This window comes from Bacillus sp. FJAT-18017, assembly GCF_001278805.1.
Taxonomy (GTDB): domain Bacteria; phylum Bacillota; class Bacilli; order Bacillales; family Cytobacillaceae; genus Bacillus_D.
In genome coordinates this window covers 1,809,251-1,825,754 of the sequence record NZ_CP012602.1, presented here as the reverse complement: position 1 = coordinate 1,825,754, position 16,504 = coordinate 1,809,251, and the positions used below count along the sequence as shown (strand labels likewise).

Sequence of the window (16,504 nt, the reverse complement as noted above, 5' to 3'; positions counted from 1 at the left end):
TGCTCAGTTACCTACAAGGTCACTTAGCTTTTACTTTACCGCATACACCCGTTGATTATTCTAGGAAGCTTTCCTTATGTACCCGCTACAACCTTCTTGCTTAAATCCAAAAAATAAAAGCTGGAGGCAGGCCATATATGGCTTTCCCCCAGCTTTTTTTATTCTTCGCTATTCGTCCTGTTATCTTCTTTCATATAACTCTTCAGCACTCCCCAGGCTTCATCCCTTCCAAGTCCAGTTTCGGACGAGAACAGTACCATTGGGTCATTAGGGTCGACATTCAAGGTTTGCTTGACGACCTTCAAATGCTTTTGCCATTTTCCTTTTGGGATTTTATCAGCCTTGGTCGCAATAATAATGCATGGAATGTTATAGTGCTTCAGAAATTCATACATCGTCACATCATCCTTTGAGGGCGGATGGCGAAGGTCGATAATTTGGACGACCGCCTTCAGCTGCTCACGGGACGTGATGTATGTTTCAATCATTTTTCCCCAGGCTTCCCGCTCCGTTTTCGAAACCTTGGCGTAGCCATAGCCTGGTACATCAACGAAGTGAAGGATTTCATTGATCAGATAGAAATTCAGCGTCTGCGTTTTCCCTGGTTTCGAAGAAGTCCGCGCCAAATTCTTCCGATTCAGCATCTTGTTTATAAATGAGCTTTTCCCGACATTCGAACGTCCGGCTAAAGCAAACTCGGGCAAAGCCGAATCAGGATACTGATCCGGCTTGACCGCGCTTATTACTATATCTGCACTTGTTACCTTCATGCTTTTCCTCCATCCGATAGCGCATGCTTCAGCACCTCATCGACATGGGAAACGAGAACGAATTCCAACTGGTTGCGCACACTTTCTGGGATATCATCAATGTCTTTTTCATTGTCTCTCGGTAAAATAATCTTCGTAAGTCCGGCACGATGAGCGCTTAAAGTTTTTTCCTTCAATCCGCCAATCGGCAGTACGCGCCCCCTCAAGGTAATTTCGCCTGTCATCCCGACTTCACGGCGAATCGGCTTACCCGATAATGCTGAAACAAGCGCAGTTGCAATTGTAATCCCCGCGGAAGGACCGTCTTTCGGAACTGCCCCCTCCGGAACGTGGATATGGATATCATGTTTTTCATGGAAGTCTGGATCAATTCCAAGCTCAGACGCATTTGAACGGATGTAGCTAAACGCAGCCTGGGCACTTTCCTTCATAACATCCCCAAGCTTTCCTGTTAAAACAAGCTTGCCTTTTCCAGGGGAAATTGACACTTCGATCTGAAGTGTATCGCCGCCCACAGTTGTATAAGCAAGACCTGTCGCAACACCAACCTGATCCTCTAGCTCAGCCTGACCATAACGGAAAACTGGTTTGCCAAGGAATTCCTCAAGATTTTTTTCTGTTACAACAACCTTTTTCTTTTCACCAGCAACAATGATTTTTGCGGTTTTCCGGCAAATCTTCGCCATTTGGCGCTCAAGGCTGCGGACACCCGCTTCTCTTGTATAATAACGGACAACCTTCAGGATGGCTTCCTCCCTTATCTGGAGAGTACCTTTTGAAAGACCGTTTTCTTTAATTTGCTTTGGAAGAAGATGATCCTTTGCAATATGGACTTTCTCAACTTCCGTATAACCAGCAATCGTAATGATTTCCATCCTGTCACGCAATGGACCCGGGATAGTCGCAAGGTTATTGGCGGTCGCGATGAACATAACTTTGGAAAGATCATACGGCTCTTCAATATAATGATCGCTGAAATTGAAGTTCTGTTCAGGGTCAAGCACTTCAAGCATGGCCGCTGATGGATCGCCGCGGAAATCGCTAGACATCTTGTCGATTTCATCAAGCAAGAAAACTGGATTGATCGTGCCAGCTTTTTTCATACCCTGAATGATGCGTCCTGGCATTGCCCCGACATACGTCCTTCTGTGGCCGCGGATTTCGGATTCATCCCGGACACCGCCCAAAGAAACCCGGATGAAATTGCGGTTAAGCGAGCGGGCAATTGACTTGGCCAAACTCGTCTTCCCGACTCCCGGAGGTCCTGCAAGGCAAAGGATCGGTCCTCTCAGAGAATTAGTCAGCTTTTGAACTGCCAGGTACTCAAGGACACGCTCTTTTACTTTTTCAAGCCCATAATGGTCTTCGTTGAGAATTTCTTCTGCTCTTGCGATATCGAGGTCATCTTCGGTTCGTTTTGTCCATGGAATCGCAACGAGCCATTCAATGTAATTCCGGATTACAGCGCTTTCCGCCGAACTTGACGGCACTTTTTCATAACGGTCCAGCTCACGGTAAGCAACAGCCTGGACTGATTCCGGCATCCCTGCCATCTCAATTTTCTCTGTGAGTTCGGCAACTTCTCCAGTTTTTCCTTCTTTGTCACCAAGTTCTTTCTGGATAGCCTTCATTTGCTCACGGAGGTAGTATTCCTTCTGGGTGCGTTCCATTGACCGTTTGACGCGCTGGCCAATTTTTTTCTCGAGGTTAAGGACTTCCTTCTCATTGTGGATGATATCGACTACCTTGCTCATCCGTTCCTTTACATCAATCGTCTCAAGAATTTCCTGCTTATCCTTCAGCTTTAGAGGAAGGTGGGATGAAATGATATCCGCCATCCTGCCTGGCTCTTCGATGTCTGTAACGGACGCATATGTCTCTGCGGAAATCTTCTTTGACATCTTTATGTATTGTTCAAAATAATCAAGCATTGTTCTCATTAATGCCTGATCTTCAACATCCTTTGTTTCTTTGTCTTCAAACTCCTCAACAGTTACAGAGAAGTATTCTTCCCTGTCATAAAAGGAGACAATCTTGGCACGCTTTAGCCCCTCCACAAGAACACGGATCGTTCCGTTTGGCAGCTTTAGCATTTGCTTTACTTTTGTCAACGTACCCATGTTATATAAGTCATCTTCAGACGGCTCATCTATCGAAATATCCTTTTGGGTTGTTAAAAAAATCAGATGGTCATCGACCATTGCCCGTTCGAGCGCCTGAACCGATTTTTCACGGCCAACATCCAGATGGAGCACCATTGTTGGATAGACCAGCAGCCCTCTAAGCGGCAGGAGGGGGACTTGTTTCTCATTCGTTTCTGCCATTACCCATGCACCTCCAAAATGCATTCATTTATTCCTTTTTAGGGGGAATTTGTCTTTGTTCAATTCTATCTTATTTAAGAAAACGTGTCTAATATATCATCCCTAGTCCTTTTAGGTTTAGGCGATTGTACCCGCCTTCTTAGTATCCTGTTCAAGTTAGTATTTATGTTGTTTCTATTAAAAAAATTCTTTTAGAAGAAGACGGAGGTCATTCCTCTTATAAGACTTCCTTGAATCACCTTGAAATTCGGTTTATACCTATTTCTCACATCGGACCGTCAATTATGAGGGGATCTACTCTCAGTTAAAAAAGGAACCTCGGCCAAACGTATCCGAAGTTCCCTGTTCAGTTGGGATGAAACTATACAGATTCCTTTTTGGACATTTGAACGGCTGCGGGAATGACAGTTCCGTCCCCTTCAGCAATTACATGTGTTCCTCCACTTTGTGGAACGGAGTTATTTGAAGAATCCTTTTTGAGAGCAAGGTCGATTACTTCATTAAAGTGTGTGACTGGTATAATTTCAATGCCGTCTATCTCATTTAGGATAGACTGCATATTCTCGGCAGGGACAATCACTGTTTTGGCACCAGCCTTTTTAGCGGCAACTACCTTTGCAAACACGCCTCCGATTGGTTTTACATGCCCGTGAATGGAAATTTCACCTGTCATTGCAATACGGTTATCAACCGGAATTTTATAAATAGCAGAGTAAATTCCAGTTGCCATCGCAATCCCTGCTGAAGGCCCGTCAATTGGAATGCCTCCCGGGAAATTCACATGAATATCAAACTCATCCGCCGGGACCTCCATTGTTCTTAGGACGGTAATAACATTTTCAATCGAGCCGCGCGCCATACTCTTGCGCCGGATCGATTTTCCCTGGCCGCCAATGCTTTCTTCCTCGACAATCCCGGTAATATTGATTGAACCTTTTTCTTTTGCCGGAATGACACTCACTTCAATTTCTAAAAGAGCTCCTGAATTAGGTCCGTAAACCGCCAGCCCATTAACAAGTCCTATTGCAGGCAAGTCGTTAATTTTCCGTTCCATTCTCGGTGATGCCTGGCTGGAATGGATAACCCACTCAATATCTTCGTCTTTAATTTCTTTCCTGTCCTGGGTAATCGCAAGCCCGGCAGCTGTTTGAATCATATTGACTGCTTCGCGCCCATTTCGCGCATAATTTGAAAGAATTTCTAGGCCGCTTTCATTGATTGCCATTTCAACCTTGTCCGCTGCTTTTTTCGCAACAGTCATGATTTCGTCCTGGCTTAGCTCTCTGAAAAATACCTCCATACAGCGAGAACGGATTGCAGGCGGTATTTCGTTTGGAGTCCTCGTCGTTGCACCAATCAGCCGGAAGTCAGCCGGAAGACCATTTTTGAAAATATCATGTATATGGGTTGGAATCGAGGGGTTTTCTTCGTGGTAATACGCACTTTCAAGAAAAACCTTTCTATCCTCAAGCACCTTTAAAAGCTTGTTCATTTGAATTGGGTGCAGTTCGCCAATCTCATCAATGAAGAGGACACCGCCATGGGCATTGGTAACTGCACCCTGTTTTGGCTGCGGAATCCCGGCCTGTCCCATCGCGCCCGCACCCTGATAAATAGGATCATGGACGGAACCGATTAGAGGATCTGCAATGCCTCGTTCGTCAAACCTTGCTGTTGTCGCGTCAAGTTCTATAAAGACGGAGGATTGCTGAAATGGCGACTTTTGGTTTCTCTTTGCTTCCTCCAATACAAGTCTCGCTGCAGCAGTTTTACCGACACCCGGAGGACCATACACAATGACATGCTGGGGATTAGGTCCGCAAAGTGCTGCCTTTAACGCTTTAATTCCATCTTTTTGACCTACAATATCATCAAAGGAGCCCGGCCTTACTCTTTCCGCAAGCGGCTCTGTCAGAGAAATCGATCTCATTTTGCGGAGCTGTTCCATTTCCTTCTTAGATTCTTTATCAATAGTGACCTTTTGAGTACGTTGATTCTTTAGCAAGTTCCAAAAATACAGCCCAATGATGATGCCGAAGAAGAGCTGTACAAACAAGGCGATTCCCATCCAACTCATCCTTTTCCCTCCTGAACATTACGTTTTCCGTTACTTGTTAGTATTTCCGTTGGAGGGTTCGAATAAACAAAAAGTTACTGAATATCGGACAGGTAAAAAGAGAGGTTTACAAAGACAGGAGTATGACCTTGAGGCGTTGCAAGTGCTAAGTAGTTTAAACTTCAGTTTTTCTGTAATTTCCGCTTCAGGCACTTCGCTTTCCGCGGGCGGTCGCGGAGCCTCCTCGGTGCCTATGGCACCTGCGGGGTCTCCCCTGTCCCGCTTTTCCCGCAGGAGTCTCCGTGCCTTCCGCTTCAATTAATAGAGATTCTAAACTTCATCAATTCTTAAGTTTCCCAAAGTCAAAATTGCGCTTGAACCATTTCTAAAGAACCAGTATCGAGGATATTTCATTGTTTTAGAAATTGAAATTGTACTCGAAATTATATTACCGGGACATTCCACTCCTCAAAAAATTGAAATTGTACTCGAAAACCTGTTTCAAGGACATTTCACTTCTCCTAAAAATTGAAATCGTACTCGAAAATCTTTTTCAAGTAATTATTGTTTCTTGAGCTAGCCAGCCAGGTACATTTTAAAAAAACCATTGCCGAAAACAATAAAAAGCTGCCCGGCAGGTTACCGGACAGCGGTATTAACATTTAGGCGGATGTACGCTCTTCGTTGATGACGGTGCCTTCCTCATTGACAAGCTTCGGAACGCTGTTGTCTGTGACTGTTTCCTTTGTGATGATACATTTTGTAATATCATCGCGGGAAGGAAGGTCAAACATGACATCCAGCATGATTCCTTCAATGATGGAACGCAAGCCGCGTGCCCCTGTTTTACGCTCAATCGCTTTTTTAGCAATTTCCACGAGGGCACCTTCTTCAAATTCAAGCTCTACCTCATCAAGCTCAAGCATTTTCTGATACTGCTTAACTAGAGCGTTCTTTGGTTTTGTCAGGATTTCAATCAACGCATCTTCGTCAAGCTGTTCAAGGCTCGCAATAACTGGAAGACGGCCGATGAATTCAGGGATAAGCCCAAATTTCAGCAAGTCTTCTGGAAGGACCTTAGAAAGCAATTCCTTCTGGCTGACTTCTACCTGCTTTACATCAGAGCCGAAACCGATGACCTTCTGGCCTAGGCGGCGCTTGATAATCGATTCGATTCCATCAAAAGCTCCACCGCAAATGAATAGGATATTTGTGGTATCGATTTGGATGAACTCCTGGTGAGGATGCTTCCTGCCTCCCTGTGGAGGAACACTCGCAACAGTTCCTTCAAGGATTTTTAGAAGCGCCTGCTGAACACCTTCACCTGAAACATCTCTTGTAATAGATGGATTTTCAGATTTACGTGCAACTTTGTCAATTTCATCAATATAAATGATCCCTTTTTCAGCCTTTTCGACATCATAGTCGGCAGCCTGGATCAATTTCAGCAAAATATTCTCCACGTCTTCACCGACGTAACCTGCTTCAGTTAGCGAGGTAGCATCTGCAATCGCGAACGGTACGTTCAGGATGCGGGCAAGGGTCTGAGCGAGGAGAGTTTTCCCGCTGCCAGTAGGCCCAATCATACAGATATTGCTCTTTGAGAGTTCAACATCATCGATTTTGCTATTGGAGTTAATGCGCTTGTAGTGGTTGTAAACTGCCACCGAAAGCGACTTTTTTGCCTTTTCCTGGCCGATGACATATTCATCAAGGATTTCGAGGATTTCCTTTGGCTTAGGAACATCCTTGAACTCGACTTCCTCTTCAGTGCCAAGCTCCTCCTCGACGATTTCAGTACATAATTCAATGCACTCATCACATATATATACCCCAGGACCAGCGACAAGCTTGCGGACCTGATCCTGCGTCTTGCCACAGAAGGAACACTTTAACTGCCCTTTTTCATCATTGAATTTGAACAAATCTTTCACCCCTCTAAAACGGATTCTCATTATGAATAAGCTGCTTATTTGCAGGCTTAAATTTGAAATTTGGGAACAATCTTACAAGCAAAAGGCGTTATGTATTGCATTGTACCACATGATACATGCTTTCTGGAAATAATAACTCTCGCCGATTCCGCCTAAAATATTCCACAAACTCCGAAATAACCTGCATGGCCAAACGATATCTCTTGTCCAGCTTCAGCACTCACCGTGTGCTTCCGCTTTCCTATGTACTTACTAAAGCTTAACCACATTTAGCATGAATTAAGCCCAATGCCCAAAAACTTTTGATATGTATAATAGATGGAACTTAAGATTTCCACTGCTGGCGTGGAGCCTTCGCGCCTTCAGCTTCAATCGAACTGCTGAATTTTTTTAAACTGCTTTTTCAATATGCAGTGCTACTCTTATTATAATATGTAATCGCTAAATTGTATAAAACAAGGCACGATAAATCGCGCCTTGTTTTTTATGTTATATAGAATTATTCAGCAGCAACTGTTTTGCTGTTTTCAACTAGGAAGTCAGCAGCCTTATTTTTCTGAAGGTCAGACTTGATGCCTTCAGTTCCGCCTAGAGCCATTGTGATGTTCTCTGGAGTCATGTTGTACATTTCGGACATCTTAGTTAATTCTGCATTAACATCTTCTTCAGAAACTTCGATGTTTTCAGCTTCAGCAATTGCGTCAAGCACAAGGCTTACACGGACACGCTGCTCAGCATCGCTCTTCATTTGTTCGCGAAGAGCTGCTTCATCCTGTCCGGAGAACTGGTAGTAAAGCTCCATGTTCATTCCTTGCATTTGCAGACGCTGTTCGAATTCTTGAAGCATACGGTCTGTTTCGTTGCGGACCATTGCATCTGGAACTTCGATTTCTGCATTTGCAGCAGCTTTTTCTACAACTGAATCGCGGACATGATGCTCTTTTTGATGTCCTTTGTCATGCTCAAGGCGTGAACGGATTTTAGCTTTCAACTCATCTAGAGTTTCAACTTCATCATCTACATCCTTGGCAAACTCATCATCAAGTGCAGGAAGTTCCTTTGACTTGATTTCATGAACAGTTACCTGGAAAGTAGCTGCTTTGCCAGCAAGTTCTGCAGCATGGTATTCCTCTGGGAATGTTACTTCAACATCCTTTGATTCACCAGCAGCAACGCCTACAAGCTGCTCTTCGAAACCAGGGATGAATGAACCAGAACCAAGCTCCAGGGAATAGTTTTCAGACTCGCCGCCTTCAAATGCTTCGCCATCAACGAAACCTTTGAAATCCATTACGACAGTATCGCCTTCTGCAGCCGCGCCTTCTTCTTTAACAACAAGCTCGGAATGGCGTTCCTGCATAGTCTTGATTTCAGCGTCAACGTCTTCTTCGCTTACAGTTGTATCAAATTCAGTCACTTCAAGGCCTTTGTATTCACCAAGTTTTACTTCAGGCTTTACTTCAACAGTAATTTTGAATACTGCGCTTGAGCCTCTTTCGAACTTCTCAACATCAACTTCAGGACGGTCAATTGGCTCAATGCCAGTTTCGTCAAGTGCGGAAGAATAAGCTTCCGGCAGAAGGTAGTCGATCGCATCCTGGTAGAGTGCTTCAACTCCATACATTTTTTCAAAAAGCGGACGAGGCATTTTTCCTTTACGGAAGCCAGGCGCGTTAACTTGCTTTACAACTTTTTTAAAAGCAATATCAAGAGACTCCGCAACTTTTTCTTCACTTACTTCTACAGTAAGGACACCGCGGTTCCCTTCTAATTTTTCCCAAGTAGCAGACATTTTGTTCCCTCCAACAATCTATTTCCTAATTTACCAATGGTAGAATCGCTCGCTATGTAAGGCATAAGCTGTTTTTACACATTGCAACCACTACATTATAACATACGATTTTGTTCTTTCAACTCTGGGGCCTAAATTATAGGATAAGAAATTTCCTCCACTTTTCCTATCCAACCGGCAGCTTCACTCACATGCTCTGCGATTGTACCGTATTTTTCGGCTAATCTCTCCATGTCAGGCTCATTGCCAAGGTAGAGGAGTGCAGTATATTCAAACGCTGCAGCCCACGCAGCCTGATCGGCCGGTGATAATTCGAATGGATACACAGCAAATGCGTACCGTGCCAACAGGCTTAAAGCACTTTCAAGCAAAAGCGGGTCCTGATGCTCTAGAGCCTTGATTAGCTGAACTCCCGCCTCATTATCGTTTGGCTGGGAATGGGGTGGCTTAAGCTCTTGTGGATTTATTTTTTCCAGCATCCCAAACTTCCTTACATTGATAACATTCGTAACTTCCTGTTCTCGCAAGATATTCAACAGCATCGTCTTCAAGAATGGATGGCCCTCTTCGGCTGATAGGAAAGCGGAAATTTCATCTATAAACGGGCGGATGTTCTGGTTGGAAAGTTTCCCTGCAATTCCCACCTGCTCGTTCAAGTCCGTTATCGAGAACAAATCCAGGTCTCCCGGTTTGAGTTCTTCCTGATGAAAAGGTTCTGCTTCCATTTCTTCAAGTGGTTGGACAGGCTCCTGTTCCGCGAGCCTCTGACAAAACTGGAGGATTGTGATGAAATGTTCTTTCTTCTCAGCTGGCACCTCCTTTTCCTCAATTAATGCCTCTAGTATTTTCGTAATTTCTCTATATTCATGAAGCTGAATGAGAATCGTGATATACATTTCGACGATCTGAAAATAGTCTCCCTGCCCGACCATAAGCATTTCCTTGCATAGTTCCTTTGCCTTGTTTAGCGCCCCTGCCTCGAAATAAGCCAGCACCAGCGCGGCCATAACATCCTCATTATCGGAATCAAGTTTATACCCCTGCTCAAGCAGCTCAATTGCTTCCCGAAACTGTTTGTCCTGCAGAGCCTCAATCCCTTTTTCGACTAACCGTCGTTCAACATTTGGAAAAAGGACAATATTGTCTCCATCTTCCTTTTTCATAAAAAATCATCCTTTAAGTCATACATGCTTTAGTTGAAAAAAGTTTAGCACGGAGTTTGTAAAAATACAATTTGTAGCAGGAGAAACATAGGTGGAATTTATCTCTTCTATATAGTATTTCAATAAACGTTCCCTACTATTTTGCGAAACATTTAATCATAGTACCACGTAAAGCCTTCTAAACTTCCTTTACTCATGGCAAGTGCCTATTTTGAGATAAAGAAAAAGCCGGCAGCCTCGTTTTGAGGTTACCGGCTAGTATAGCGTCCCAGGAGAGATTCGAACTCCCGACCGCACGCTTAGAAGGCGTGTGCTCTATCCAGCTGAGCTACTGGGACAATATAAAAAATTAAAACAAAGTTTATTCAACACAAACTGTTTTGCTACTATCCCACCCCTGCCTCAGAAAATTAATTCAAGGAGACGCTCGGCAGGTGCGCTGATGTTATTAAAGGAAGCATATTCAGCGAGCTGAGCTACTGGGACAAAGTGAATCCGTTCGTTTAACGAACATTTTTAATTATAGTAGCCAAGTAAGCAGATGTCAACAAGTTTTCTCAAACTTTCTTCAACTGGAAATTTAACGGAAAAAGCGGAGCTTAATTGGCATCCGCCTTTTCCAGTCTTTTACTGATTTAAGTGGAATTGTTGTTTGAATTCGGGAAGTTCGCCTTTTTCCAAATCAAAAACATTGACCTCTACATGGGCCTCGTCAATGCCCAGGATCAGGTAGGTTTTCTCCTCAAGCCCTCTTGGCAGCCTGATGCTTCCCGGATTTACGAACAGGATGCCTCCTGACATTTCTGCACCAAGAAGATGTGAATGTCCAAAGCAGACAATCTCTGCGCCTGCCTCGCAAGCCTTGTACAATAGGCTCATCAATGTTGATTTGACGGAGTAAAGGTGCCCGTGTGTCACGAGGATTTTCCTGCCGGCAACTTCTACGATTTCTTCATCAGGATAGCCAGGGTGAAAGTCGCAATTTCCGCCGACGGCGACAAACCCCTTCAACGCCTCGTCATCCTTTGGCAGTTCGGAATCACCGCAATGGATGAAAACATCCACATCCGGGTGCCTGTCCTTAAGCGTCCTCATTGGAGCTGCCGAGCCATGGCTATCGCTCAAAACCAATACCTTTTTCATGCCAAATCAGCACCATTTTTCGAATCAAGCACCACTCGAAGCTTCGATAAGGCATTAGCCCGGTGGCTGATCGCATTTTTCTCTTCCTTTGAAAGCTCAGCCATTGTCCGGCCAAGGTGTGGCACATAAAAAATTGGGTCATAGCCGAAACCGTTTGTGCCGCGCCGTTCTGTAAGGATGATACCTTCACATGTACCGTCAACGGTAATCGTCTCTTGTCCAGGAACTGCAAATGCCAGGGCGCAATGGAAGCGGGCAGTACGATTTTCTTCAGTTATATCGTCCAGTTCTTCAAGAACCTTATCAATATTGGCCTGATCGTTTTTCGCTTCTCCTGCATAACGCGCTGAAAAAATACCAGGTCGGCCTTCCAGAGCATCGATGGCAAGGCCTGAATCATCACCGATAACTGCCTTACCCAGCTTCTTTGAGATGGTCTCTGCTTTGAGAATCGCGTTTTCCGCAAAGGTCATGCCTGTTTCTTCTACATCAGGTGCATTTGGGAAATCCAGCAGTGTCATGACTTTGATGCCCTTTTCTGCAAAAATCGCTTCGAATTCCTTCGCCTTTCCGGCATTTTTGGTTGCTATGATTACTTCTTTCACAGGGATCTTCCTCCTAACTACTTTGAAATCCTAGAATCTATTTTACCCGAAATGTTAGCGCCAAGCGCAATTCTTTGCTTCTCAAACAATTCAACCAGCCCAGCTTCTGCCGCCTCAAGCATTTGGTTTAACTGTTGCCGTGAAAAAGTTGACTCCTCTCCCGTTCCCTGGAGCTCAACAAATTCACCGCTACCGGTCATGACGACATTCATATCAACCAATGCTTTCGAATCTTCTACATAATTTAAATCAAGAACAGCCTGTCCATCGTCAAGAATTCCAACGCTTGTAGCTGCGAGGAAATTGGTTATCGGAAAAGGGGTCAGACCCCTTTTTTGAACGAGGCCGTTTAGGGCTAGCGCCATGGCTATAAATGCTCCGGTAATGGAGGCGGTTCTGGTTCCGCCATCTGCCTGGATGACATCGCAGTCAATCCAAACTGTTCTTTCGCCAATAGCCTCGAGGTCAACAACCGCCCTGAGCGCGCGCCCGATCAGGCGCTGGATTTCCATCGTCCGGCCTGTCACCTTGCCCTTGGACGATTCACGGATGTTTCGCTGCTCCGTTGCCCTAGGAAGCATGGAATATTCAGCAGTAATCCAGCCTTTACCTGCGCCGCGCATAAAAGGAGGGACTCGTTCCTCGATGCTGGCTGAGCAAATGACTTTTGTGTCGCCAACGGAGATTAGAACGGACCCCTCCGGATGTTTTAAATAATTGGTTTCAATATGTATATCGCGTAATTGAAGTGGTTCCCTGCCATCGTATCGCATATGAAAGTCCTCCCTAATTTAGCTTTTATATGAGTGTCGACCCATTTTTCAAAAAAGAAAGAAGAGGCTGCTTTTGGGCTGCCTCTTTGATTTTCTCTATATAGTATAACAAATATTGTTTTTTAGAAACTACCAGTGTTGACTTTTTCAGGGCGTGTGACTGGCGCTGTCAATTTCTTTCCATCTTCTTGGACGAGTTCGGCCTTGCCATCAACTAGAATGGATACTTCCTTGATGCCATCCAGCTCTGTTAGGGAGAGGACAAGGGCATCCATGAGCTGTTCGGATATGATTTTTTCTTCAAAGCTGTGGTAGACCGCTTCATTGAAGTTTAGCGTGACTTTTTCGCCTTCAATTTTTGGATCGTCGAGAAGTTTTACCTGGTTCATGAATTCACTTTCAAGGCTGGTTGTGGATGGGCCTTTCGCTAGCTCCTGGACAGCAGCTTCTATGTCGCTGGCGACAGTATTGCTGACGCGCTTTGTCACAGGTACATAGTAGTAGGAGCCTTCTTCGCCGCCAACATAGTAAACTGTGACCGGTCTGGTGTTCATGATATCCGTTACGGTTGAGGAGTCGAGGTTAATGCCCGAATCCCTTGACAAGGAATCGCTGATTGGTGTGCCATTGACCGGCATTTCAGTGAGTTCGTGCCCGTTCAGCTTCAGCTTGACTTTGTCAACTGAGTCAAACTGGGTCAAGGTCCAGGTGACAGACTGCAGGATTTTCAATTCATCTTCAGGCTGGTAGTTCTTGAATTCCTTTGAAAAATTCACTGTGGCAACTTTGTCATCATTGATGTCGACTGATATGTCCGTGTCCGCTGGAAGGACTGCCCTGAAGCCATTCGGCAGCATTTCAGAAACTGGTCCGTTTTCAACAAGGTATTCCAAAGCCTGTCTGGCGACTGAATTTGTTTTTGGCAGTTCGAGTGCCTGGGAAACAACGAAGCCCTCTTTATCGATCAAATAGAGCTCTGTTTTAAGAGTGCCTTGTGTTTCTGCTGAGTCACCTTCTTCTGGTGTACCTGTTACCCCTTTTTCATTTTCAAAAGAAGTGCTTTTTGGCGGGTCAATTTTTTTGACCGTTTCCGTTCCGAATAATCCGCACCCTGATAGCAAAATCGAAGTGACCAGCACAGCCGATGCCAGCACCTTAGGTTTAGTTGTGGACATGAAAATCCCTCCCGAGACAGTTTGTACTACATGTATACGAGCCCCGGGAGATTTTAGACCAAGCCTTGAAAAATAAAACAGTGGGTTGCTGCTTACAATCTTTAAAAATTGGATTGGTAAAAGTGGAGCTGCGGTTAAGTACACTAGGAATACTCAGACACTCACTAGGTAATCAACAGGAAAAATTAGTAGGTCTCCGAGTAGTACTAAAAATGACTACTTTTCTCAACCACACTTTATTGCCAGTCGATATTTGTGGGTGGTTAGTTTTCACTAACAGTACTCAGAGACTCACTAGCAAAAATAGTTACACAAACAACTACACCTTGAACCACCTATAATCTCAGTCCGAGCCACAAAAAAAGAAAAGCCCCCCTTGGGAGCTTTAAGAATTAATCCAATTTAATTGTTTTGACACCAGTTACCTCATAGTCAAGCCATTCTGATGCTATTTTTGAAAATATAACATCTGAACCAGTTGTGTAAAATTCATGTTTCGGAAGTTCATTGTCCTGGTCGATCAATCCGCGATAATCGAGGATTGTGCTCACTTCTCTGGCTGTTTCGTCACCAGAGCTAATGACTTTGACATCCGTACCCATATACTGCTTGATTAACGGTTCAAGCAACGGATAATGGGTACAGCCAAGGATGAGCGTATCGAGTTTATGCCCCTTTAATGGCTCGAGAGCCTCGGCGACAATCCGTTCGGCAAGTTCGCCTTTCACCTCGCCGCTCTCTACAAGCGGAACAAATTTCGGGCAGGCATGGCTGACGACGGATACTCTGCTGACGAGTGACTTTAATGCCTTTTCGTAGGCGCCGCTTTTTACCGTGCCAATAGTTCCAATGACGCCAACATGATAGTTTTCGGTATTTTTAATTGCTGCCCTCGCCCCTGGATAAATGACCCCAACTACAGGGATATCCAGTTCCCTGCGGATATCGTCGAGGACAGCCGCTGTAGCTGTATTGCAGGCAATGACAAGCATTTTTATGTTTTTGCCAAGTAAAAAACGCGTCAGCTGCCAGGTGAATTTACGGACCTCCTGGACTGTCCGCGGCCCATATGGACATCGTTTTGTGTCACCGAGATAAATAATTTGTTCATTTGGAAGCTGGCGCATGACTTCCCTTGCTACAGTCAAACCGCCTACCCCCGAGTCAATAATTCCGATTGGCTGTTTCAAAACCCTCGCCTCATTTTTCCCGCATTTCCTGATGCAATTTTGTCATGTTGTGCTGGAGTACAGCCACTTCTTCAGTAGTAAAGTTTTTTAATGTATCGGTCAGGTATTCCTGCCTTTTTTTAATAACTTCATCGATGATCCGCCCGCCCTCTTCAAGCAAATGGATCCTTACGACACGCCTGTCCTTCGGGTCTTTAACACGAACTACAAGCTCATTCTTTTCCATCCGGTCAACCAGGTCAGTGGTGGTACTGAATGCTAGATACATTTTATTGGATAGTTCACCTATAGTCATGTCGCCATCTTCAAATAGCCATTGAAGTGCGACGAATTGCGGCGGGGTGATGGTATAGTTGCTGAGCATTTCCCTGCCCTTTTGCTTTATAATACCCGCTATGTAACGAAGATCCTTTTCAATTTGAGCAACGATAGCTGGATCCAATTTTTCAGTCCGAACCTGTTCCATTTCTCAACCACTCCCATAAAAAGCCCTAAAGGCTGTTATCCACAATTTCTGCTTACGTTTATTTTCTACTTTTTTCACCAAAAGTTCAAGGAAAACAACAATCCTAGTATAGCATGTCCCATTTACAAACAAATGGAGACCGGCCTCCATGATGGATGCCGGTCCTGATTAGAGCTCGAGCTCTCCCATTCGCAGGAGTTCTACTACTGCCTGAGAACGCCCCTTAACGCCGAGCTTTTGCATTGCATTCGATATGTGGTTTCTGACCGTTTTTTCGCTTATATATAAATCACCAGCGATGTCTTTGGTTGTTTTGTCCTGTACCAACAGTTCGAATACTTCTCTCTCCCGTTTGGTGAGCAATGGTTTATGGTTGAATCCGGTTTCCTTCAAGTATTGTAACCCTCCTTGCCTTCGCCAGTTGTGAATCGTGGGATGGGTATATATTTAGTCAGAATATAGTATGTAATGATTTCCTTATGAGTGACTAAATTTACTTGATTATTGCTGGATTCTCTGGATTCGCAAGAAGACTTTTCATTTCATCTGTCCAAGGGACTCCCTTGCCGGTTTTCTTGGATATTTGAACCATTGTCCCCCTGCCTGTGAAACAAATCTCCCCTTTCCCGGTTCTGCCCATATAATGGATATCTACTGAAGATGTCCCCACTTTGTTTGCTTTAACAAAAATATCAATGTTTTCATCAAAATAAACCTGCTTTAAAAAATCGCATTGAAGGTCGGCCACAATAGGTATGGTTTCATTTGCTGGTTTTACCCAGTCCTGCATGAAGCCAATATGCTTAAAGAATTCAATCCTTGCTAATTCAAAGTATGTAAACGGAACTGTATTGTTCAAATGCCCAAACATATCTGTCTCTGAAAAACGAACTTTTACGCGATGATAAAATTGAAACCCCTCAGCCCACTTGTCCATATCTTCAATATAATTAATTCTCCCCACAATGATCCTCCTCGTTTGTTTCATGTTTTGTGAATGAATGACCATTCATTATTTAATTATAACTCTTGAGCGTAAAAAGGAAATTATTATGCACTTATTTTAATAAAAGAAAAGACTGCCGGATTACTCCGACAGCCCACTGTAGGCCA

14 protein-coding genes and 1 tRNA gene are annotated in these 16,504 nt (G+C 44.3%); all 15 read right to left on the bottom strand.

Annotation, left to right across the window (positions count from 1 at the left end):
- Nucleotides 1-158: 158 nt before the first annotated feature.
- Nucleotides 159-770, bottom strand: coding sequence for a ribosome biogenesis GTP-binding protein YihA/YsxC (yihA, locus tag AM500_RS08275; RefSeq protein WP_053598793.1), 612 nt, complete (start codon nucleotides 768-770; stop codon nucleotides 159-161).
- The gene (gene lon / locus AM500_RS08270; protein WP_053598792.1) at nucleotides 767-3,094 is read right to left on the bottom strand and encodes an endopeptidase La; all 2,328 of its coding nucleotides are present in this window, start codon (nucleotides 3,092-3,094) and stop codon (nucleotides 767-769) included. The genes yihA and lon overlap by 4 nt, the downstream gene beginning before the upstream one ends.
- Before the next feature lie 361 nt (nucleotides 3,095-3,455).
- Nucleotides 3,456-5,171, bottom strand: coding sequence for an ATP-dependent protease LonB (gene lonB / locus AM500_RS08265; protein ID WP_053598791.1), 1,716 nt, complete (start codon nucleotides 5,169-5,171; stop codon nucleotides 3,456-3,458).
- A 641-nt stretch (nucleotides 5,172-5,812) separates the two neighbouring features.
- On the bottom strand, nucleotides 5,813-7,075 hold the full coding sequence (clpX, locus tag AM500_RS08260; protein WP_043934206.1) for an ATP-dependent protease ATP-binding subunit ClpX: 1,263 nt from the start codon (nucleotides 7,073-7,075) through the stop codon (nucleotides 5,813-5,815).
- Between the two features lie 508 nt (nucleotides 7,076-7,583).
- On the bottom strand, nucleotides 7,584-8,876 hold the full coding sequence (gene tig, locus AM500_RS08255) for a trigger factor (RefSeq protein ID WP_053598790.1): 1,293 nt from the start codon (nucleotides 8,874-8,876) through the stop codon (nucleotides 7,584-7,586).
- A gap of 131 nt (nucleotides 8,877-9,007) precedes the next feature.
- Nucleotides 9,008-10,039: a tetratricopeptide repeat protein gene (locus AM500_RS08250; RefSeq protein ID WP_053598789.1), complete on the bottom strand. Its 1,032-nt coding sequence runs from the start codon at nucleotides 10,037-10,039 to the stop codon at nucleotides 9,008-9,010.
- 264 nt (nucleotides 10,040-10,303) lie between these two features.
- Nucleotides 10,304-10,377 (bottom strand) — tRNA-Arg (locus AM500_RS08245).
- Between the two features lie 289 nt (nucleotides 10,378-10,666).
- The gene (locus AM500_RS08240) at nucleotides 10,667-11,182 is read right to left on the bottom strand and encodes a metallophosphoesterase (RefSeq protein ID WP_053598788.1); all 516 of its coding nucleotides are present in this window, start codon (nucleotides 11,180-11,182) and stop codon (nucleotides 10,667-10,669) included.
- A complete protein-coding gene (locus AM500_RS08235) occupies nucleotides 11,179-11,787 on the bottom strand; it encodes an XTP/dITP diphosphatase (protein WP_053598787.1) in 609 nt (202 codons plus the stop codon). The genes AM500_RS08240 and AM500_RS08235 overlap by 4 nt, the downstream gene beginning before the upstream one ends.
- A gap of 17 nt (nucleotides 11,788-11,804) precedes the next feature.
- Nucleotides 11,805-12,560 carry a ribonuclease PH gene (rph, locus tag AM500_RS08230; protein WP_053598786.1) on the bottom strand — a complete coding sequence of 252 codons (756 nt, stop codon included), beginning with the start codon at nucleotides 12,558-12,560 and terminating at the stop codon, nucleotides 11,805-11,807.
- Nucleotides 12,561-12,682: 122 nt separating this feature from the next.
- Nucleotides 12,683-13,735, bottom strand: coding sequence for a GerMN domain-containing protein (locus AM500_RS08225; protein WP_053598785.1), 1,053 nt, complete (start codon nucleotides 13,733-13,735; stop codon nucleotides 12,683-12,685).
- A 392-nt stretch (nucleotides 13,736-14,127) separates the two neighbouring features.
- Nucleotides 14,128-14,925, bottom strand: coding sequence for a glutamate racemase (gene racE / locus AM500_RS08220; RefSeq protein WP_053598784.1), 798 nt, complete (start codon nucleotides 14,923-14,925; stop codon nucleotides 14,128-14,130).
- Between the two features lie 10 nt (nucleotides 14,926-14,935).
- Nucleotides 14,936-15,391 carry a MarR family winged helix-turn-helix transcriptional regulator gene (locus tag AM500_RS08215; RefSeq protein WP_043934198.1) on the bottom strand — a complete coding sequence of 152 codons (456 nt, stop codon included), beginning with the start codon at nucleotides 15,389-15,391 and terminating at the stop codon, nucleotides 14,936-14,938.
- 168 nt (nucleotides 15,392-15,559) lie between these two features.
- Nucleotides 15,560-15,784 (bottom strand): helix-turn-helix domain-containing protein, encoded by a 225-nt coding sequence (locus AM500_RS08210; protein ID WP_053598783.1) that lies wholly within the window; start codon nucleotides 15,782-15,784, stop codon nucleotides 15,560-15,562.
- Between the two features lie 100 nt (nucleotides 15,785-15,884).
- Nucleotides 15,885-16,355 carry an acyl-CoA thioesterase gene (locus AM500_RS08205; RefSeq protein WP_053598782.1) on the bottom strand — a complete coding sequence of 157 codons (471 nt, stop codon included), beginning with the start codon at nucleotides 16,353-16,355 and terminating at the stop codon, nucleotides 15,885-15,887.
- Between the last annotated feature and the right edge of the window lie 149 nt (nucleotides 16,356-16,504).